This window comes from Paracoccus sigandri (assembly GCF_003709565.1).
GTDB classification, from domain to species: Bacteria; Pseudomonadota; Alphaproteobacteria; order Rhodobacterales; family Rhodobacteraceae; genus Paracoccus; species Paracoccus siganidrum.
This window is the reverse complement of sequence record NZ_QNRC01000037.1, coordinates 1-18,687: the sequence shown is the minus strand read 5'-3', so window position 1 is coordinate 18,687 and position 18,687 is coordinate 1. Positions and strand designations below refer to the sequence as shown.

At 62.7% G+C, this 18,687-nt stretch carries 19 protein-coding genes and 1 pseudogene; 16 read left to right on the top strand and 4 right to left on the bottom strand.

The window, feature by feature from the left end; translation table 11 throughout:
• Positions 1–50: 50 nt before the first annotated feature.
• Positions 51–989, bottom strand: a complete 939-nt coding sequence (locus tag C9E82_RS20945) for a GlxA family transcriptional regulator (protein WP_119898623.1) — start codon at positions 987–989, stop codon at positions 51–53.
• 103 nt (positions 990–1,092) lie between these two features.
• Here C9E82_RS20945 and C9E82_RS20940 point away from each other — a divergent pair, with 103 nt between their 5' ends.
• Entirely contained in the window at positions 1,093–1,635 is a 543-nt protein-coding gene (locus C9E82_RS20940; RefSeq protein ID WP_119898622.1) for a cysteine hydrolase family protein, read from the top strand.
• 3 nt (positions 1,636–1,638) lie between these two features.
• Here the strand turns inward: C9E82_RS20940 and C9E82_RS20935 are convergent, their stop codons facing one another.
• Positions 1,639–2,019: a hypothetical protein gene (locus C9E82_RS20935; protein WP_119898621.1), complete on the bottom strand. Its 381-nt coding sequence runs from the start codon at positions 2,017–2,019 to the stop codon at positions 1,639–1,641.
• A gap of 56 nt (positions 2,020–2,075) precedes the next feature.
• Here C9E82_RS20935 and C9E82_RS20925 point away from each other — a divergent pair, with 56 nt between their 5' ends.
• A complete protein-coding gene (locus C9E82_RS20925; protein WP_240643574.1) occupies positions 2,076–2,825 on the top strand; it encodes a phage portal protein in 750 nt (249 codons plus the stop codon).
• Positions 2,826–2,855: 30 nt separating this feature from the next.
• Here the strand turns inward: C9E82_RS20925 and C9E82_RS20920 are convergent, their stop codons facing one another.
• Positions 2,856–3,299: a hypothetical protein gene (locus tag C9E82_RS20920; protein WP_119898620.1), complete on the bottom strand. Its 444-nt coding sequence runs from the start codon at positions 3,297–3,299 to the stop codon at positions 2,856–2,858.
• 149 nt (positions 3,300–3,448) lie between these two features.
• Between C9E82_RS20920 and C9E82_RS20915 the strand changes: the two genes are divergently transcribed.
• The 7 genes from C9E82_RS20915 to C9E82_RS20885 all read left to right on the top strand — a co-directional run bounded on the left by C9E82_RS20915 (position 3,449) and on the right by C9E82_RS20885 (position 8,079).
• Positions 3,449–4,312, top strand: a complete 864-nt coding sequence (locus C9E82_RS20915; protein ID WP_119898619.1) for a head maturation protease, ClpP-related — start codon at positions 3,449–3,451, stop codon at positions 4,310–4,312.
• A 10-nt stretch (positions 4,313–4,322) separates the two neighbouring features.
• Positions 4,323–5,606: a phage major capsid protein gene (locus C9E82_RS20910; protein ID WP_119898618.1), complete on the top strand. Its 1,284-nt coding sequence runs from the start codon at positions 4,323–4,325 to the stop codon at positions 5,604–5,606.
• Between the two features lie 59 nt (positions 5,607–5,665).
• Positions 5,666–6,106 (top strand): hypothetical protein, encoded by a 441-nt coding sequence (locus tag C9E82_RS20905; RefSeq protein WP_119898617.1) that lies wholly within the window; start codon positions 5,666–5,668, stop codon positions 6,104–6,106.
• Positions 6,107–6,158: 52 nt separating this feature from the next.
• Complete coding sequence (locus tag C9E82_RS20900; RefSeq protein ID WP_119898632.1) at positions 6,159–6,698, top strand: head-tail connector protein; 540 nt, start codon at positions 6,159–6,161, stop codon at positions 6,696–6,698.
• Positions 6,695–7,027 (top strand): phage head closure protein, encoded by a 333-nt coding sequence (locus C9E82_RS20895; protein ID WP_119898616.1) that lies wholly within the window; start codon positions 6,695–6,697, stop codon positions 7,025–7,027. The genes C9E82_RS20900 and C9E82_RS20895 overlap by 4 nt, the downstream gene beginning before the upstream one ends.
• Before the next feature lie 15 nt (positions 7,028–7,042).
• The gene (locus C9E82_RS20890; protein WP_119898615.1) at positions 7,043–7,333 is read left to right on the top strand and encodes a DUF6127 family protein; all 291 of its coding nucleotides are present in this window, start codon (positions 7,043–7,045) and stop codon (positions 7,331–7,333) included.
• A gap of 71 nt (positions 7,334–7,404) precedes the next feature.
• Positions 7,405–8,079, top strand: coding sequence for a YcbK family protein (locus tag C9E82_RS20885; RefSeq protein ID WP_119898614.1), 675 nt, complete (start codon positions 7,405–7,407; stop codon positions 8,077–8,079).
• A gap of 293 nt (positions 8,080–8,372) precedes the next feature.
• Here C9E82_RS20885 and C9E82_RS24875 read toward each other — a convergent pair whose 3' ends face one another.
• Positions 8,373–8,747 (bottom strand): hypothetical protein, encoded by a 375-nt coding sequence (locus C9E82_RS24875; RefSeq protein ID WP_221036007.1) that lies wholly within the window; start codon positions 8,745–8,747, stop codon positions 8,373–8,375.
• A gap of 39 nt (positions 8,748–8,786) precedes the next feature.
• Here C9E82_RS24875 and C9E82_RS20875 point away from each other — a divergent pair, with 39 nt between their 5' ends.
• The 7 genes and pseudogenes from C9E82_RS20875 to C9E82_RS20845 form a co-directional block, all read left to right on the top strand.
• Positions 8,787–9,641, top strand: a complete 855-nt coding sequence (locus tag C9E82_RS20875; protein ID WP_221036006.1) for a helix-turn-helix transcriptional regulator — start codon at positions 8,787–8,789, stop codon at positions 9,639–9,641.
• 145 nt (positions 9,642–9,786) lie between these two features.
• The gene (locus tag C9E82_RS20870) at positions 9,787–10,725 is read left to right on the top strand and encodes a hypothetical protein (RefSeq protein WP_240643573.1); all 939 of its coding nucleotides are present in this window, start codon (positions 9,787–9,789) and stop codon (positions 10,723–10,725) included.
• Between the two features lie 24 nt (positions 10,726–10,749).
• Complete coding sequence (locus C9E82_RS20865) at positions 10,750–12,768, top strand: vWA domain-containing protein (protein ID WP_170162096.1); 2,019 nt, start codon at positions 10,750–10,752, stop codon at positions 12,766–12,768.
• Positions 12,765–13,613, top strand: coding sequence for an SH3 domain-containing protein (locus C9E82_RS20860; protein WP_147393099.1), 849 nt, complete (start codon positions 12,765–12,767; stop codon positions 13,611–13,613). The genes C9E82_RS20865 and C9E82_RS20860 overlap by 4 nt, the downstream gene beginning before the upstream one ends.
• A 20-nt stretch (positions 13,614–13,633) precedes the next feature.
• The gene (locus C9E82_RS20855) at positions 13,634–14,185 is read left to right on the top strand and encodes a hypothetical protein (protein ID WP_119898608.1); all 552 of its coding nucleotides are present in this window, start codon (positions 13,634–13,636) and stop codon (positions 14,183–14,185) included.
• A gap of 38 nt (positions 14,186–14,223) precedes the next feature.
• Complete coding sequence (locus tag C9E82_RS20850; RefSeq protein WP_119898607.1) at positions 14,224–18,021, top strand: Ig-like domain-containing domain; 3,798 nt, start codon at positions 14,224–14,226, stop codon at positions 18,019–18,021.
• 195 nt (positions 18,022–18,216) lie between these two features.
• Positions 18,217–18,561 (top strand): annotated as a pseudogene (locus C9E82_RS20845) (transposase); the annotation flags it as partial.
• Positions 18,562–18,687: the final 126 nt, after the last annotated feature.

Below are 18,687 nucleotides of genomic sequence, written 5' to 3'. Positions count from 1 at the left end.
CTGGGTGCGCTGGCCGAACGGCGCGTAGCGGTGGCGTTGTTCTCGCGGCTTCATACATGAAACCGCTGACGGAATTCACCTGGCGTCAGGCCGACGACACGGTGGAACACCTTACGGAAGGCTGCCGGGTCTCGATAGCCGACCTCCCAGGCTATGGCGTCCACTGACTGTTGGCTGAACTGCAGCAACTCGCGCGCACGATTGACACGCAATCTCTGCGCATAATCGGTCGACGTAAGCCCCGTGGCTTTCTGGAACCGCCGCAGGAACGTCCGTTGCTCCAGACCGGCATGGCCGGCCAGCACGGCAAGCGCAGCCTCCTTTCCACCGTTGGCCTGCATCCAGTGCTGGACCCGCAGAATTGCAGCATCGCCGTGGTTCAGGCGCGGCGCAAATGAGCTGTAGAACCGTTGCTCCCGTCCTGGCGGGTCCAGGAGCAGGATCTGCGCGGTTTCCAGCATGACCGAGGGGCCAAGAAAACGGTCAACCAGCTTCAGTCCCAGATCGGTCCAGGACATCAGCCCTCCGGCAGTGAGGATGTCGGCTTCGTCGATGATCAGCTGATCAGGATCCAGCACGACGCGCGGAAACCGGGCGGCAAGTTCATCCGCATAGGCCCAGTGGGTCGTGGCGCGGCGACCGTCCAGCAGCCTGGTTTCGGCGAGTAGAAAGGCGCCGGCGCAGACCGACGCGAGGATCGTCCCCTGGCCATGCGCCGAGCGCAGGCCCGCGGCGATCGGCGCGGCGGCTTCGGCTTTGATAGGCGACCCGAGGGCAGGCGGAAGCAGGAGTACGTCCTGCCCGACGCCCGGCGTGACTGGAGCGAGACCGGGGTCGCAGCTCCATTCCGTGATGCGAAGCCTGGGCAGGTCCTCGGGACGCTTCGAAGCCACGTTTCCGGCGATGCCGAACAGATCCACGAGTCCGAGGACGGCTGAAACCTGCGCGCCGGGATAACGGACAAGGCCGATGTCTATGATCTCGGTCATGGGGCCTCATTGTCGATATCACCTTGTATTATGTCGATACCGCCAATGGTGAAGCAAGAGCAGTCGGGCGATATGGAAGGCGGAGCAACAAAGGAGCTTTCCCATGAGCAATCGCGCGATCCTCGTCGTGGACATGCAGAACGAGTACTTCCCCGGCGGCAAGCTGCCGCTGTCGGGCATCGAGTCCGCTTCCGCCAATGCCGCCCGGATCATGAACGCCGCCCGTGCGAAGGGCGACGTGGTCGTGAACATTCGGCATGAAATGCCGGGCGGACCAATCTTCACGCCCGGCACCGAGGGCGTCGAGATCAACGCCTCCGTGGCGCCGGCTGCGAATGAAGCGGTGATCGTGAAGAACTTCCCCAACTCGTTCCGCGAGACAGGGCTGAAGGCGCTTCTGGACGAGAAGGGTGTTGAAGAAGTTGTCGTTGTCGGCGCCATGAGCCACATGTGCGTCGATGCGACTGTGCGCGCGGCGAATGACCTCGGCTATCGCACCACCACGATCCATGACGCCTGCGCGACCCGCGACCTCGAATTCGACGGCTCGACCGTCCCCGCGGCCGACGCCCACGCCACAATCATGGCCGCGCTGGCTTTTGGCTACGGCGAGGTAACCGACACGGAAAGCTGGATCGCAGCCTGATCGTCAGTCGAACACCCGCACCGGCTGCTCGCCCCACGGCAGGGCCGCCACCGCGCAGAGGTCGAGGATGCTGATCGTCGAGGGCTCGCGGTAGACGACTAGCCGCTCGAGCACATCCGGCGCGAGCCAGGCGAGACGCAGGAGGCGGCTGACGTATCGGTCGGACAGGCCCTCGTCGGCGGCGAGGTCGGCGAGCGTGGCGACGTCGCCGCGTTCCAGCCGCTGCCTCCAGCCCCATGCGCGGCCGATGGCGCGCAGAAGGTGAGGATCCTGCCCGCGGCCCATAGCGGCCTCGACATGCTTCGGCGGCAGGATCCGGGGGCGACCGCCGCGGCGGCGGAGTTCGAGCGGGATGTGGACGCGCAGGGTCTCGGGCGCGGGCATCAGGCCACCTCCTTCCTCGGTGGGGCCATCAGCGCGGCGATGGCGCCGAGGCCATCATGGCGCAGGTCGATGGCGAGGCCGGCCTCGCTTACGGTGATGCGCGCGACCAGAAGCTGGACGATGCGTGCCTGCTCGGCCGGGATGAGCGCCTTCCAGAGATCGTCGAACTGCGCCAGCGCGGCGACAACGGTGGTCTCTTCGAGATCGGGGCGGTCCTTCCGGACCGCCCGCGCGGTGCGCGCCGCCACTCACTCAAGGCCGGGCTCGAGGCGTTCCGCGCCGGCGGTGACCAGGAAGGCAAGCACCTCATTCTCGAGGAAGGTATGGATTACGCCCGTATCGCGATGACCGCCGAGGATGCGCAATGGATCGAGAGCCGCAAGTTCAGCCGCAGCGACATCGCCATGTTCTTCGGGGTGCCGCCGCATATGATCGGCGATACCGAGAAGTCCACCAGCTGGGGCACCGGCATCGAGCAGCAGTCGATCGGCTTCGTGGCCTATACGCTCGAGGATCACCTGACCATGTGGGAGGAAGCGCTCGACCGCGACCTGATCGGCGCGGATGATCTGCTCTATGCCCGCTTCAACCGCGCCGCCCTCGTCAAGGGCGACATTCGGGCCCGCTGGGAGGCTTATGTGAAGGGCCTGCAATGGGGCGTCTGGAGCCCCAACGAGATCCGCACCCTCGAGGACCAGAATCCACGTGACGGCGGTGATGTCTATTACCCGCCGCCGAACATGACCGCAGAAGCCGGGAAGGCGGAGAACGAATCTATCGATCCCGACGCCCAAGCCGATCCCTGATCTCGGGGCTGGAATGCAGCCGGCGCTGCCTCAGTTCGTAAAGGCGTCGATCAACTCGATGACCGAGAGAATCTTCCGTGTTTCGCGATCAACCCGATAGACGCGATGGCCATCGCGGTAATAGCGCCAGTCGTCACGGGTCTCGAGATTCATCCTGCGAGGATCGCGAATGACCCGGTAATCGTCGATCCGCAGGATATCGCCGATCCGGACCCCGTAGCGGTCATGGTGCCGCCGACGCTCATGGTGCCGGTGACGATCAAAATCCCTGCGATCGTCATATTTTCTGGCCTGGCCGGGGGGAACACAGGGCGGGTTCTTCTTCGCCAGCCCCGGCGGGCAGTGTCTTGCCTGGCTGGTCCGGAAGTGGTCACGATCATGGGTTTTGCCCCGTCCCGGGTCTGCCGAGGCCGGCACAGCGACCACGGTGGCGGCGGTGACGGCCAATACGGCCAGTTTCTGGAAAATACGCATGGGTCTGCTCCGTCATACTCTTGGTTGAGCAGATAAACGACAACCGCCGCTGATTATCCATCACAAGCGCCTGAGGCGCGGAGAGCGGCAGGAAACTGCCGGTCTTTCTTGCTCAGCTATGAGCCGCACACATCCGAAAGGACCATCTGATGAGCCTGCGTGATCTTCCGGCCGGACCGGTCTTGCCGCGCCCCGCGGCGTTCCAGGCCGATGCGCCATCGGACGCGCTGGCCCGATGGGCTGCCATGCCGGCTGCGGCAGCAGCCCCGACAAAGGGCGACAGCACCATCACCATCTCCGACGTGATCGGCGAGGATGGCATGGGCGGTGGGGTCAGCCTGCGCCGGATCGCGGCGGCGCTGAGCAGGATCGGTCCGAATGCGGTCACCGTGCAGATCAACTCGCCCGGCGGTGACATGTTCGAGGGCATTGCCATCTACAACCTGCTGCGCGCCCATCCGGCCGCGGTTACCGTCGAGGTGCTGGGTCTTGCGGCATCCGCCGCCTCGATCATCGCCATGGCCGGGGACGAGATCCACATGAGACCCGGCAGCTTTCTGATGCTGCATAATGCCTGGGGCGTGGTGATCGGCAATCGCCACGACATGGCCGAAGCCGCCACGCTTTTTGAGACCTTCGACGCCGCCCTGACCGAGATTTATGCCGCGCGCAGCGGCAGGAGCAGCGAGGAAATTGCCGCGCTGCTCGATGCCGAGACCTTTCTGGGCACCGAGGAGGCGATTGCCGCCGGGATGGCGGACGGAATTGCGCCCGATACAGGCAACCGACCACGCGTGGAAGCTGAGCCGCCCACCATGGCGCAGGCCCGCCCCGACATTCAGGCGCGGCGCCGCATCGACGCGGCTCTGGCGCAGCAAGGCATCCCCCGCAGCGAGCGGCGCGCGATGCTGAAACAGATTACCGGCACGCGCAACGCTGCCGAACCCGCCACGCAGAACGCTGGCATCCCCGTGAGCGCCATCCGCCAGCTCATCGACACCATCCGCTCATAAGGAAACCATCATGGGCATCCAGAAATCCCCCCGCATTCGCGGGGCCGTTCGCGTGCGCGCCGAGGCCGGCGACGCCAACGCCATCCTCGCCGATCTGAACCGAGCCTTTGCCGCCTTCAAGGACGAGCATCAAGCCGAGATCAACGGCATCAACGCGAAGTTCGCCGATGTCGTGCAGGCCGAGAAACTCGAGCGCATCAATACCGAGATCACCAAGCTGCAGTCTGCGCTGGATGAGACCAACACCATGCTAGCCGCAGCCAAGCTGGGCGGCGCAAGCAGCGCGGATCGGGCGGACAGCCCCGAGACCCGCGAGCACGCCCGCGCCTTCAACCAGTTCTTCCGCCGCGGCGTCGAGGCCGGGCTTCGGGAACTGGAGGTGAAGGCCGCGCTTCGCACCGACAGCGATCCCGATGGCGGCTATGTCGTGCCTGATCAGATGGAACAGACCATCGACCGGGTGCTGGGCTCGGTCTCGGCCATGCGGTCGATCGCCAGCGTCATCTCGATCTCGGCCGGCAGCTACAAGAAGCTGGTCAATCAGGGCGGGGCCGCAGCCGGCTGGGTCGGCGAACGCCAGGCCCGGCCCGAGACCGCCACGCCCACCCTGGCGGAACTGGCCTTCCCGGCAATGGAAATCTACGCCAACCCCGCCGCGACCCAGACCCTGCTCGACGATGCGCGCGTCGATATCGCCGCCTGGCTGGCCGAGGAGGTCTCGACCGCCTTCGCCGAGGCCGAGGCCACCGCCTTCATCACCGGCGACGGGGTCAACCAGCCCCGCGGGCTCTTGTCCTATGACACGGTGGCCAACGCCTTCCAGTCTTGGGGCAATATCGGCTATACCGCCTCCGGCGTGGCCGCGGCCTTGACCGACAGCAGCCACAATGGCGTCGATGCGCTGATCGATTTGATCTACTCGATCAAGCAAGGATACCGGCAGAACGCCCGTTTCCTGATGAACAAGTCGCTGCAGGCGACGGTGCGCAAGCTGAAGTCGAAGACCGAGGAGCTCTATCTGTGGCAGCCCCCGGTGCAGGCGGGTCAACCGGCGACGCTGCTGGGCTATCCGATCACCGACGACGACAATATGCCGGATGTGGCGGCGGGGGCGTTCCCGGTGGCCTTTGGCGACTTCCGCCGTGGCTATCTGATCGTCGATCGTTTCGGCGTCCGGGTTCTGCGTGATCCCTATACCAACAAGCCCTACGTGCATTTCTACACCACCAAGCGCGTCGGCGGCGGGGTGCAGAACTTCGAGGCGATCAAGCTGCTGAAGATCGCGGCCTCCTGAGCCCGTGCGGGCGGGGTCGCTCGCCCGTACCACACCTCCATTCCTGAAAGGACACTTCGATGAAGGACATGCATTCCGATCTCTCGGTGGCCTCGGCCATCGACGCGGCGACGCTGACGGCGGACAGCACGCCAACAGCGATCGACCTGCGCGGCTATGACGCCGCTGAAATCGTGCTCGCGATCGGCGCTGGCGGCATCACGTTCACGTCCAGCAACAAGATCGAGTTCAAGCTGACGCAGTCCGATGACGACGCAAGCTATGAACCGGTCACCGAAGGCGATATGCTCGGTGTTGATGAAATCAGCACCGGTGGTGTCATCAAGGCACTCGTGGCGGCGCATGCAACGGCCAACGTTTATCGCTTCGGCTATGTCGGCGGCAAACGATACGTGAAGCTGCTGGCGGCGTTTTCAGGCACCCATGGGACCGGCACGCCGATCGCAGGCGTCGTGATCCGGGGTCACGGCCAGATCAACCCGCAGGCCGCACAGGCCTGATGCTGACGCGCGGGCGGCGATGGTCGCCTGCCTTCTCTTGCGGAGATTGCTGATGACCACCCTTGTTCGCACCACAGCCCCAGCGGAGGCCCCGATCACGCTGAGTGAGGCAAAGGCGCAAATCCGCGTCGATCACAATGAGGAAGATCTGCTGATCCAGCATTATATTGACGCGGCCACCTCGCTCCTTGATGGGCCGGCGGGGTTGCTTGGGCGCTGCCTGGTGACCCAAAGCTGGCAGATGAGTATCGACGCTGTCACCGGGCCAATCCTGCTGCCGTTTCCGGACAGCACCATCGATGATGCAGTGTATACTGATGCTGCAGGTGGCACGCTGGTCTATGATCTTGCGCTGCAGGACCAGCGTCTGCTGCTCCGGCCGAGTTCAGGCCACGGTCGTCCGGTGGCGATCACGTTTACTGCCGGCTTTGGGTCTGCCGCCGATGTGCCGGCAGCCATTCGCCAGGCGATGCTGCTGCTCATTGCCCATTGGTATGACAACCGCGAGGCGGTCACAATGGGAGCGGCAGGATACTCCATGCCCATGGCCGTTGATGCGCTCCTGGCGCCTTATCGCAGGGTTCGGTTGTGACGGCCGGTAGATATGATCGCCGCGCACAGTTTCGCCGCCATGAGGAATATGATGACGGCTATGGCACCGTCTATCGCTGGGAGGATCATGGCGATCCGGTCTGGGTCCAGCTCACCCATGTCAGCGACAGTGAGAAATGGCAGGCCGCCCAGGTGCAGGCAACCGTGACATCCCGCCTGCGCCTGCGCTGGTCAGCGTTCGCCGCCGATATCACGCCCCTCGATCGCGTCATCTGCGAGGGGCGCGATTACAACATCACGGGCGTCAAGGAAATTGGGCGACGCAAGGCCATCGAGATCACCGCAAGCGCTCGCGCCGACCAGACCTGACAAGGGAGGCACCCCATGCCGCCTGATCCAAACGCGAGAAATCGGTATGATTTGTCAGAGCACGAGTTCGAGGCGATGCTCGCGCGCGCCGCCGAGGAAGGCGCAAAGAGGGCTCTTGCAGACGTCGGCCTGGACGGCCACGAGGCAGCGCTCGATATCCGTGACCTGCGCTCCTTGCTCGACTGTATCCGGCTGGTGCGTCGCACCGCGATGCAAACCGCCGTGCGCATGATCACCACCGGCGTCATGCTGGCGCTGCTCGCGGGCACCGCGATCAAGCTCAAGATCTTCGGCGGCAGCCCGTAGCCGCGCCCCATCCCCTTTCATCAGCCACAATCACCCGCCCTCGAGGCGGGTTTTCGTTTCTGGAGACCCCCATGAGCACGACGTTTTACGACCATTGGCAAGATGTGCCGGATGGCAGTTGGCGGTGGCCGAACTTCAGCCCGGCCGAGATCGCCTGCCGGGGCACCGGTAAGCTGCTGATCAACGAATCCGCGCTCGATAAACTGCAGGCGCTGCGTGCCCGGCTCGGCAAGCCGTTGATCGTCCGCTCTGCCTATCGCAGTCCAGAGCATAATCGCGCGGTTGGCGGGGCAGTGCGGTCGAAGCACATGGACGGCGCTGCCTTCGACATCGCCATGGCGAACCACGACCCGGTGACCTTCGAGGCAGCGGCGCGGGAGGTCGGGTTCCTCGGCTTCGGCTTCTATCCGCGCTCGGGGTTCATCCATGTCGATCTTGGCCCCGCGCGTCAGTGGGGCGAGCGGTTCCCGGTCCGGGCGACGGCATTTGCAGCGGAGACGCCGCCCGCACGCGAGGTGCTGGTTGACAGCCGCACCATGAAGGGTGGAGGCGCGGCTGGTATTGCGACGCTGGGCGCAGCCGGGGTCGAGGTTGCGCAGAGCGTCCTGGCCGAAACCCAGTCCACTATCCTTCCGCTGGTCCCGTATCTCGACACGTTGCGCTGGGTCTTCATCGCTGTCGCTCTCATCGGGATCGCGGTCACGATCTACGCTCGGCTCGATGACTGGAAGCGGGGGCGGCGGTGATCGGCGGGCTCCTCACCGGGATCGCCACGAGCCCATGGATGCGGGCGGCACTTCAGGGGCGCCAGACCGCACGGCCAGAACATCGCCTTCTCGGAAGGCTGATTTTTTGTTTGCCTCTTGGCGAGCCTTTGACAGGTACACCCGGTCCCTATCAACGACCTTGTTCTCACCGATAATGGCAGACCGGAAAGCGCGAATACTCTCGCCGTTCTTGACGTGGTACTGCGACGGATTGATGACGAGCCCACGCTGACCTCTAGCAGATATCCGCCACACTTGCGTGACGCCATCCTTCAAGCATCAACGTCGTGCTCCTTCGGGTACCCACCCACGACAACGGCGGCGAGCTCGACCGGCACGAGGTGGTAACCGCCGCCATCGGCCTCGCCGCCTACTTCTGCAATCTGCACAGCGCGTGGCAGCGCGACTCGATCGAGAATGCCGACAGGCGGCTCCGCCAAGACCTTCCAGGCAAGACCAGCCTCGGAGATTACAGCGTTGGCGACAGAAAGGCGTCTCTCTTTGCCGCTGCCGGTTGTTTCTCTTGAGCATTTGGAAGTACCATAAGCATTGGAACATGAGCTTTCTGCAGGGAGGGGCAAACCGTCGTGTCGGGGCGAACGGAGAACACATCGGGTGTAAGCGATTTTCTGCTGGAACTTTACCATGACGCCTCGGAATGTACGCCCGACGAACTCCGCCTCCGCGTGTTGAAAAACCTGCAGCGCTTCATTCCCTTCGATTTCGGGGTGTGGGGTGGTGGCTGGGCGGATGGCCGGCTGGTCACGGACCTGACCGTTCTCAACCAAAGCGAGGCGATATTGGGCGAGTGGGCCTCTGTCGCCCAGGAGGACGCCTTCTGCGACCTGACACTCAATCGTCTGGGCGCGACGGCCCGCTTCGATGACGTTCCGGACTATCGCAGAAGTCTGGCCTACAACGAGCATTGGCGACGCTTCGACGCCTCGCACATGATGGCCACCATCGTCGGTGAAAAAACCGACGGCTATGTCAGCTTCGTGGGACTTTGCGCGGATGACAGGCCGATGACTTTCTCCGACACCGAGCGCGTGTTCAAGCAGTTGCTTATGCCGCACTTGTCCCAGGCGCTGCGCATGAACCGAGAACTGTGGACCGGCCGCGCCGCGATAGGCCATGAAGCTGTCGGGCTGATCGACGGGGAAGGTTGGGTGCTGTGCGTCCATGGGCCTTTCCATGATTTTACCGCAAACGAATGGGGTGCGCGTGTCGCACAGCTTCCCGCCCACGTTATGAGCGCGCTCAAACGCGGCCGACGGTGGCGGGGACAAATGCTGGACATGCGTTTGTCTTTATTCGGCCGAAATTATTTCGTTCACCTGTCGATCCATCCGATCCTTTCGAGCTTGTCTCCGCGTGAACGCGAAGTCGCTCGATTGTTCGCATCCGGCATGACCACCAAGCAGGTCGCGCGTGCCCTGGGCACATCGCCCTCCACCGTTCGCAATCAGATTGTTCACATCTACGAAAAGCTCGGTATTTCCAGTAAATCGCAGCTCGCGATACTTGCTGGCGGGAAGTAACTGTCCGTGCTGCGCTGTCAATAGAGCAAATGCTCTATTCTCAATCGAGCCTGGACTCGGAATACCTTGGGTAGCCTGCCAGATGAGAGCGGGCGTAACTGGAGGATGCATGTGGGATTTTAGTGTTGGCAGGGCGATGGGTCTGATGATGCAGACCCTGCCTTTCGTCGTGCTCAGGATGGCGGTCTATTTCGGGATCACGCTGGCCTATGTTCTGGTGACTGGCGCAGGCGCGGGCATCGGCTTCGGCGTCGGCGCGCTCGGCGATGCCGCCTTTCAGGCGGGCTCGACCTTCTGGGGCGGCCTGATCGGCTTCGGGATTGTCGGAGCCGTCATGTACTGGGCGCGCGAATATATTCTCTACATCGTCAAGGCCGGTCACATCGCCGTGCTGGTCGAGTTGATCGAAGGCAAGCCAATGCCCGAGGGGCGCTCGCAGGTCGAGCATGGCAGAGTCGTTGTGACGCAGAGATTCGCCCAGGCCAGCGTGTTGTTCGCCGTCGACCAGCTTATCAAGGGCGTGTTGCGGGCGGTCACGGGGCTGATCCGCGGCATCCTCACCATATTGCCGATACCCGGTGCCCGGCAATTGACCGGCATTCTGCATGCCTTTCTGCAAGTGGCCGTCGGGTTCATCGATGAGGTGATCCTTGCCTACGCGATCCGGACCGGCTCGACCAATCCCTGGGGCTCGGCCAAGGACGCGCTGGTGCTCTATGGGCAGAACTACAAGGTGATGCTCAAGAATGCCACCTGGCTGGCCATCATCGTCTATCTCCTGAGCTTTGTGGTTTTCCTGGTGATGCTCGCGCCCGCGGCGCTGATTGTCTACCTGATGCCCGGCGCTTGGGCGGCTGGCGGGTTCGTTTTCGCGTTTCTGTTCGCTTGGGCGTTCAAGGCGGCGCTGCTCGAGCCGTTCGCCATTGCTTGCCTGATGCAGGTCTATTTCAAGACCATCGAAGGCCAGCAGCCAGCTCCTGAATGGGATGCACGACTGGAGCAGATGTCCAAGAAGTTCCGCGAACTCAAGGCGCGTGCAGTTGGCAGCCAGCCTCAGCCCGATGCCAGTGCCCAACCTGCCTGACAGGACAATATGAGGAATTTCGTCATGAGACTGTTCGCCGTCTTGCCGCTGACGCTCGCCACGCTCTCCCTGCCGTCGATTGTATCGGCAGCCGAGGATGTGGTGATCGTTTACGACGGTTCCGGATCGATGTGGGGGCAGATCGATGGAGTCGCCAAGGTCGAGATAGCGCGCGAGGTTATTGGGGATCTCATCGCCACATGGCCTGAGGACGCCAAGGTGGGGCTCATGGCCTATGGGCACCGGCGCGAAGGTGACTGCTCCGACATCGAGACCCTGATTGCACCGGGCCCGCTGGATCGGTCCGCCTTCGTTTCGACGGTCAACGGGGTCACGCCACGCGGGCGTACGCCGCTCACCGAATCCGTTCGTCAGGCCGCCGAACTGCTTTCGTATCGCGACACGCAGGCAACCGTGATCCTGATCTCGGACGGATTGGAAACCTGCCAGGCCGATCCTTGCGCGCTTTCGGCGGAACTGGCGCAGCAGGGCGTCAACTTCACCGCCCATGTGGTCGGCTTTGATCTGACCGAAGAAGAACACGCAGGCCTTGCCTGCATTGCAGAAAATACGGGCGGGGTCTTTGTTCCCGCGCAAGACGCCAATGACCTGCGCGATGCCCTCGCCCTGGTGCAGAGCGCCGTGGACCTTGAGCCGCTCTTGCCATCCCAACCGGAGCCCGAGCCCGAACACGAGGTCGACGCCGACATCGAACTCGAAGCGCCCGCTGCTGTCCTCACCGGCGCCAGCTTCACCGTCTCGTGGTCTTCCACCATCGATCCGCAGGATTATGTCACCATCGTTCCCGTTGGGGCGGATCAGAACACCCGTGGCGTTTATCAGCGGGTGCGCGGCGACACTGAAAATAGCCTGACCGCGCCCGCCGAGCCGGGGCTTTACGAGGTGCGCTATGTGCAGAACGAGGGCGCGCGCGTGCTGGGCTCTGCCCCGGTGGAGGTTGTCGAGGCCAAAGTCTCGATCTCCGCTCCCGACGAGGTGACGACAGGCGCCAGCTTCGTTGTTTCCTGGTCGTCTTCTATCCATCCGCAGGACTACGTCACCATCGTTCCCACCGGCGCCGACCAAGGCGCCTATACCAATTACCAGCGGGTGCGCGGCTACAATGAAAACAGTTTGACCGCCCCCGCCGAGCCGGGGCTGTACGAGGTGCGCTATGTGCTGAACGAAGGCACACGCGTGCTGGCATCTGCCCCGGTGGAGGTTGTTGAGGCCGAAGTCTCGATCTCCGCTCCCGACGAGGTCACGACCGGAGCGAGCTTCGCCGTTTCCTGGTCATTTTCGGTCCATCCGCAGGACTACGTCACCATCGTTCCCGCTGGCGCCGACCAAGGCGCCTATACCAATTACCAGCGGGTGCGCGGCTACAATGAAAACAGTTTGACCGCCCCCGCCGAGCCGGGGCTGTACGAGGTGCGCTATGTGCTGGACGAGGGTTCGAGGACGCTCGCTTCGACGCCGGTTGAGGTTGTCGAGGCGAAGGTCGTCCTGAATGGCCCCAGCATGGCGCGAGCACAAACACCGCTGCGCATCAACTGGTCTATGGCCATTCACCCCCAGGACTACATCACCATCGTTCCGGCTGGCGCCGATGAGGGCACCTATCAGGACTATATCCGCGTCAGGGACAATCTTGAGGGCGATTTCGACGCGCCTGCCGAGCCCGGTCTTTACGAGATCAGATATGTTCTCCAGGAGGGCGCGCGCACGGTTTCAAGCCTTATGCTCGAAGTCGTCGGGGCCGATGCTCCGCTCGATGATGGCGCGGGTCTGGTCCTACCCTCGCAGGCCCGCCCCGGCGAGACCATCAACGTTTCCTGGTCCGGTGGTGCCGACAGCGCCGACCAGCGTATTTCGCTCGCTCGTGCCGATCAGGCCGATTTCAGCTGGATCGAAGCCCATCGCATCGGCGAGGAAACCACACTCGAACTGACCATGCCGAATGAGCCGGGCCGCTATGAGGTCCGGTATCTCGATATCGGCGGGCAGGCCGTTCTCGGCCGTGCCATCGTGGAGGTGGAATGACCATGTTTGGGATCAGACAATCTCGCCGACTTGCCGTGGCGGCCATCGCGCTGGCGCTTCCTTTTTTCACCTCCCTTGCCCACGCCGAGATCGACGGGTCAGGACCGGATGCGTGGCGGGTAATGGGTGTCGCGCCGAACGATGTGCTCAATGTCCGAATGGGGCCAGGCACCAACTATCCGGTGATCGAAACCTTTGCGCACGACGAGCGCAATCTGCAGCAGATCACCTGCGTTCCGTTCTACACGATGGCGCATTTCTCGGCGATGACCGAAGCAGAACTCGATGCCCTGCCGCCGCGCTGGTGCCTGATGCGCACCGCCGATCTGACCAAGGCCGGCTGGGTGGCGCAGCGTTACCTTATCGCCGATTTCGACGAAGAAATCCTGTTCGGGGATGGCGAGCCGCAAGAGGTCATGGACGTCGAAAAGATCCTTCCCGCCCCCACGACCGGCGCGCAGGCGTGGTCAGACACCGACCTGGTCGAACATGCACGTGGGCTTGTTGCGGCACTCTATGAGTACGACAACCCCGCCCTGGGTCAGAGCCACCTCGATCCGGCGGCGCCCGATGTATTTTTCTCCACCGAATTCAGGGAGGCGCTGCGATCCCGCCCGCCCGGCGCGGACCTGCTCATTGGCGCGCAGGATTTCCAGGGCAGGGTTTCCGAGCCGGTGCCTGACCCTGATCAGCCCATGTTTCGGGGCATGATCACGATCAATGTCGAGGTCGAGAATTTCGGCCAGACGCACACTGCCGTCTTCCGCCTGCGCGGAGACACCACCCGGCCCGACGCGCCGCTGCGCATTTTCCGCATCGAGCACGACGGCTGGTCGTACCCGTAAGTGCATAAAGGACTTCTTCAATGAAACTGTATCAAGCGCCTATCCTGGCAGCATTCGGCCTCACCCTGTGCCTGACGCAACCTGCACTGGCGCAAATCGCGAAAACGGCGATGGGTTCAGTCGAGGCGACGATCGGCGACAGCGCCTATTCCGGCGAAACGCTCGATGTACCATCGGAGGGAACATCGACGGCCGAGATTCGATCCTTCGGCCCGGTGACCTCTATCCAGATCCAGGCGCACGACCCTGAGTCCGAAAGCCTCATGCGCAACGTCCTGACCATCGAGGTTTCGCTGATGGGGAGCGACGCGTCCGCCTCGATCATGGAAACGACCATTTCCTGGTGGCCGGAAGGAATGAGCCCGCCCTATTATCTTGGCGAAGACAGGGGGACGGCACCCGAAGTCGTCTTCGATAGGCTTTCCCTGGAAGATGGGGGCAGCGCGCAGGGCCGCTTCTCGGCCGTCCTCTGCCGCAGGGACAGCTTGCTCGCGGAAGCCGACACGAGCGATTGCCTGCCGGTCGAGGGCACGTTCGATACCGCATTGCGCAAGGCCGAGACCGATTACTGAAAAGGGAAATTTCGGGCGCTCTGGATGAAGGGGGAAGTATGGCAGGCTCTGGAACGGTGATACCGTGGTTGAAGCGGGGCGCGCTCATTTGTGCGCTTGCCTTGCCGACCCTCGCATTCGTCCCGCAGGCCGGGGCCCAAACCGTCGATCCAAACGCGCCCTACGCGGACGCCTATGACGTCATGAACCGCGGGAGGCTGGTCGGCTCATGGCGGGGCACGATCAGCGGAAGCTCGATTTCGCAGGCCGACGGGCAGATGGAAGGCCAGGCAAGGGTCATGGGTCATTATGAAGGCAGCAATGCCCTTGGCCTTGTCCTGCATGATCATCGCCATCGCAGCGGGCTGGATTATTCCGAGATCCGTATTGCCGGCATCCCCTGCGGCCCGGACGGCGCGGTGATGCAAGCAATCGACCCGGTTGAATTCCAGCACGTCCCGGCCGGGGCGTATGCCTCGGTTCATTTCATCAATCGTCTGGCCGACACGGGCCGGGATGATTTCGAAGTCGGAGTGGGAGGGTGGTATGGAGCGGGACTGGACAATCCCGCAAGCCTCCAGACCCGGTGGAGCGATGACGGCTTTACCCTGAGGCTGACAGGCAGGTTCAAGTCGATCGTCTATCCGGTTCGCAACCACACGCTCGATTATGAGCGTCTAAGTGAAGGCTATCACGATCACATTCACCTGGACGTGGAATTCACGATCGCGAACAGCCCGGAAAATCAGGGCGCGTTGGACCTGACACTGTGCGAGGAGCCGGATGTCTTTCACGTGGTCGAAACCAAACCCTTGAATGGGCGCGAGAACGTGATCCTCGAGGGGGCGGATTTCTTCATCGAATTCAGCGCTGCGGTTGCAGAGGGTAGTCTCGATTCCCGCACGGTCATCATGACGACGCGGGACCGGAACAACGGGCTCAGCTTTGTTGATCTCGAACTCGGTCTCGAAGACGAAAATGGCATTGACGATGACAAGTCGCTTCGGATCGCACCGCGTGAGCCGCTGCGCTCGGGCACGGTCTATGAGATTACCGTTGTGGGGGGCGATGCGGGCGTGCGCGGAAATGAGCGGCAGGTTCTGGAACGGGATACGACCTTCTTTGTATCAACGATAATCGATCCGGATGACTTGCGGTTTGGCATTTACCAGGTGTCCCGCAATGCGCCTCTCGTCCATGGCAAACCTGCTGCCGCGCGCATCCAGGTCGAATGGGAGGAACTCAAGGACATTCACCCCGATTGGCAGGTTCTCGATTATCCGGTTCTCGCCGAGGTGCTAGACGATCGGGACAACACGGTCTTCCCTCAGATTCAGCAGCGGGTCGAACGGCCCGACCAGTACACCGATGAAGACCGGCGGCTGGGAGAACACACAGTCAATCTGTTTGGCTGGACCCCGTCCCCGCAGAACGACCCGCGAAATTTCAGGGCCGAGATCACGCCGGCTGACCATTATCCCGAGGATGTGGAAATCGCCCCCGCGATCGTCGAACGGACGCTGGATTACGCAGCTCAATCCATCGACCTCCTGACGTTTGACTACTACATCGCCGCGCACTCGGAGTGGAGGGACAATATCGACATCAAGCAATCCCGGCAGGTTGTACAGGCTGCGCAACAGGACGGCGCATTCGCAAACCAGATATTCCCGGTCGCAAGGGTCAGAGGGCGTTTCCAAGGGACCTACAACCTGCAGGATACGATCTGCACCATCCCCGGAGTGGAATGGGTTGTCTGCGAAGACGGCTTCCGTTTCTGGGACAATCCAGCGAGCCAGGCGGCTGGTTTTAACGAGTGGAATGCTCTGGTTCGCCTGTTTCACGAGCACGTCGCGGCACATTCGAATGCCGATATCCTTGTTTCCTACCACCCGCCAAGTCTTGGAGGCACTGGCATCACCCAGGCACCGTTCGAGCAACCCGAGTCCCTGCGGCGCAGCGGTGATGAACCCTACTGGTTTGGAAGTCCCGATCCGGATCTGCTCGACAGCCTTCATGCCGACCGGACGGGCCAGAACACCATCATGATGAGCACGTGGATACCGACGGACCGGATGTTCCCCGGCATCCTGCTTTCTCCGCTGGTAGCCCATGAATTCGGTCACGTCTTCGGCCTGCCGCATACACCCTATGCTGAAAACAACGCGCACAGGCAGGAGATATGCCGCACGGGCTATCAGACCGTTGCGCCCGGGATTGACGGAATGCGGATCGCGCTTGACGGATCGAATGGCTGGCAGAAATCGAGCGAGCACGGAAACGCACAGACCCGCGCACCCCTGCTGAACCTGATGTTCCCCTGCCTTTACGAGCCGCACAACGACTACTGGATTGATCCGAACCAGTATAACTGGCTGGTTGAGAACATGCCGGCCATGCTGCGTTATACGCGCGACCGGCGAGCCGAAGCCCCGTTTTTTTCTCGTGTGCAATTCGCGCAATTATCAGATCCAGCGGCGAGCAACGTCGTTCGGAGCGATGCAGTCCTTGAATTGCCCGACGCCCGTTGGATCATGCTGTCAGGGATGGGTGACGGAGCCGAAGCGACACTGATGCCTGCTATCGGCGTGCCGGGACCGCGCGAGCCGCTTTCGGGCGATGGCCCTTATGAATTGCGCGTTGAGGGCGCCTCCGGTCAACTTCTCGCCCGCGCATCAGTGGGACCACACCCTTTCGAGACCGGCCTCTGGCCATTCGCCGTAACGGTTCCGGTCTCGGGCGACCCCGCGCGGATCGTCCTGCTCCGCGATGGCGAGGTGCTGGCGGAACGCTGGGCCGATCCGGCGCTGGCGGCACCTGAAATTCTCTCGCATGTTACCGGCTCGACATATCACGCGGGGGAAACTCTCGAGTGGGGCAGTGCTTCGCCCGAGGGGCTGACCTATACCGTACGGTTCACTGCCAATGGAGAGGATTGGACGACGCTGGCCGTGCTGCTGGGCGAGCCGCGTTTCACGCCGGATCCCGCAACCTTGGGGCCGGGACCCAACCCGGTCTTCGAGATCGTCGCCCATGATGGCGTGATCGAACAAGCGACACGCCTGCCGGTCGCGATCGATGTGCCGCTGGAGCCGCTGACGGTCTGGCCCGAAGACGGTGCGTTGATCGCGCGTGGCGAGACCGCGCAGATCGCTTTTAACGTTCCGATCGATGCAGACACGCTCGGCGCTGTTGTGCTCGAGGCTGATGGTCAGATTGTTCCCGCTCATGTCGCGCGCTCGCTTTCGGGCATGGCGGTGACCATCGCGCCGCAGGAGCCTCAGGCCGAAATCACCTATACGGCGTATGTGGACACGACACTGAAAGCAGAGGACGGGCGGCCACTCAACACTGCCATCCGGATCGACTTCACCGCCGAACCGCCCGATCCGATTGAGGTATCCACTGCCTGGGAACCGACCCGGCAGGCACTGTTGGCAGATCGACAGATTGACGCCGATGCTGCCGAAGCGTCTGGCGCTGTGGACGCCGTTGAGCAACCCGCCTTAACCGGCCAGGGCGAGATCACTCTCGAACTTGGCGAGCCGATCAGCCTTCCCGCGCGCATTCTGCGCTGTGAGACGGTCGGAGCTGAGTCTGTCACGCAGCTCGAGATCGACTTCGAAACGACACCGGGAGACTGGGTGGAAATCGCGATGAGTCGCGATCAAGAGGAAGCGTTGATCGTTGAAATATCACCTCGCGGCCGCGAGATCATGGCTATCAGTCAGGGAAGCGCCGACGACGGCTGGTATCTTCGGTTGGTAGGCGAACATGTCTCTGCCCGAGCTCATCTCGGTGAGGGGAGCGACCAGGTTGAGTTCGCCATGTCCGGAGAGTGTTATTTGCCACCGTGAAGACTTATATGGGCCGCAACCATCCTTTGCCGACCATCCGCTGCAGCTTCGCAAACCCAGGGCCACCCCAGTTTTGTTCAAAGCATCCGTTAGGACGAGGGAGAAACGCGCGAAAGTTGGTGATGCCCAAAGTGGCGGCATATCATGGCGGTGTCGAGTCGCCGTCAATTCTCTGCCGAGAAAGGGATATGCCACATGTCAGAGACTACCATCACCCAACTGCGCGATCCATCGGGATTTAGCACCGACGCGCTCACGGACGTCATTCGCGGTGGTGCGCGCCAGTTGATTGAACAGGCGGTCCACGCCGAGCTTGCGACGCTCATGGCGGCCTTTTCCGAGGAAAGGCTTGCGGACGGGCGGGCACGCCTGGTTCGTCATGGCCACCTGCCGGAGCGCGAGGTGATGACCGGCATTGGTCCGGTGCCGGTAAAGGTGCCGCGCGTGCGGGATCGGGGCGCTGGCGCAGACAAGATCACCTTCACGCCCAGCATTCTGCCCCGCTATCTGCGCAAAGCGAAATCGGTCGAGGCGCTGCTTGTCAATCGGCACGCAACTTTGACCCCCTTTCGGCGCCCAATAATGACCCCGCTTGGTCAGCACGGGTAGCTGGCCCGATGCGGTGTAGCCTCCATACAGCGCAACCGGATCGGGCCAGCGGCGTCT

Bases quoted from the DNA above. Each gene is read 5' to 3' on its own strand.
- C9E82_RS20885 (WP_119898614.1), top strand. From the start codon at position 7,405: ATGAGCACGACGTTTTACGACCATTGGCAAGATGTGCCGGATGGCAGT.
- C9E82_RS20910 (WP_119898618.1), top strand. From the start codon at position 4,323: ATGGGCATCCAGAAATCCCCCCGCATTCGCGGGGCCGTTCGCGTGCGC.
- C9E82_RS20905 (WP_119898617.1), top strand. From the start codon at position 5,666: ATGAAGGACATGCATTCCGATCTCTCGGTGGCCTCGGCCATCGACGCG.
- C9E82_RS20865 (WP_170162096.1), top strand. From the start codon at position 10,750: ATGAGACTGTTCGCCGTCTTGCCGCTGACGCTCGCCACGCTCTCCCTG.
- C9E82_RS20925 (WP_240643574.1), top strand. From the start codon at position 2,076: ATGGCGCAGGTCGATGGCGAGGCCGGCCTCGCTTACGGTGATGCGCGC.
- C9E82_RS20870 (WP_240643573.1), top strand. From the start codon at position 9,787: ATGATGCAGACCCTGCCTTTCGTCGTGCTCAGGATGGCGGTCTATTTC.
- C9E82_RS20935 (WP_119898621.1), bottom strand. From the start codon at position 2,019: ATGCCCGCGCCCGAGACCCTGCGCGTCCACATCCCGCTCGAACTCCGC.
- C9E82_RS20945 (WP_119898623.1), bottom strand. From the start codon at position 989: ATGACCGAGATCATAGACATCGGCCTTGTCCGTTATCCCGGCGCGCAG.
- C9E82_RS20940 (WP_119898622.1), top strand. From the start codon at position 1,093: ATGAGCAATCGCGCGATCCTCGTCGTGGACATGCAGAACGAGTACTTC.
- C9E82_RS20920 (WP_119898620.1), bottom strand. From the start codon at position 3,299: ATGCGTATTTTCCAGAAACTGGCCGTATTGGCCGTCACCGCCGCCACC.
- C9E82_RS20915 (WP_119898619.1), top strand. From the start codon at position 3,449: ATGAGCCTGCGTGATCTTCCGGCCGGACCGGTCTTGCCGCGCCCCGCG.
- C9E82_RS20850 (WP_119898607.1), top strand. From the start codon at position 14,224: ATGGCAGGCTCTGGAACGGTGATACCGTGGTTGAAGCGGGGCGCGCTC.
- C9E82_RS20860 (WP_147393099.1), top strand. From the start codon at position 12,765: ATGACCATGTTTGGGATCAGACAATCTCGCCGACTTGCCGTGGCGGCC.
- C9E82_RS24875 (WP_221036007.1), bottom strand. From the start codon at position 8,747: ATGGTAAAGTTCCAGCAGAAAATCGCTTACACCCGATGTGTTCTCCGT.
- C9E82_RS20855 (WP_119898608.1), top strand. From the start codon at position 13,634: ATGAAACTGTATCAAGCGCCTATCCTGGCAGCATTCGGCCTCACCCTG.
- C9E82_RS20900 (WP_119898632.1), top strand. From the start codon at position 6,159: ATGACCACCCTTGTTCGCACCACAGCCCCAGCGGAGGCCCCGATCACG.
- C9E82_RS20890 (WP_119898615.1), top strand. From the start codon at position 7,043: ATGCCGCCTGATCCAAACGCGAGAAATCGGTATGATTTGTCAGAGCAC.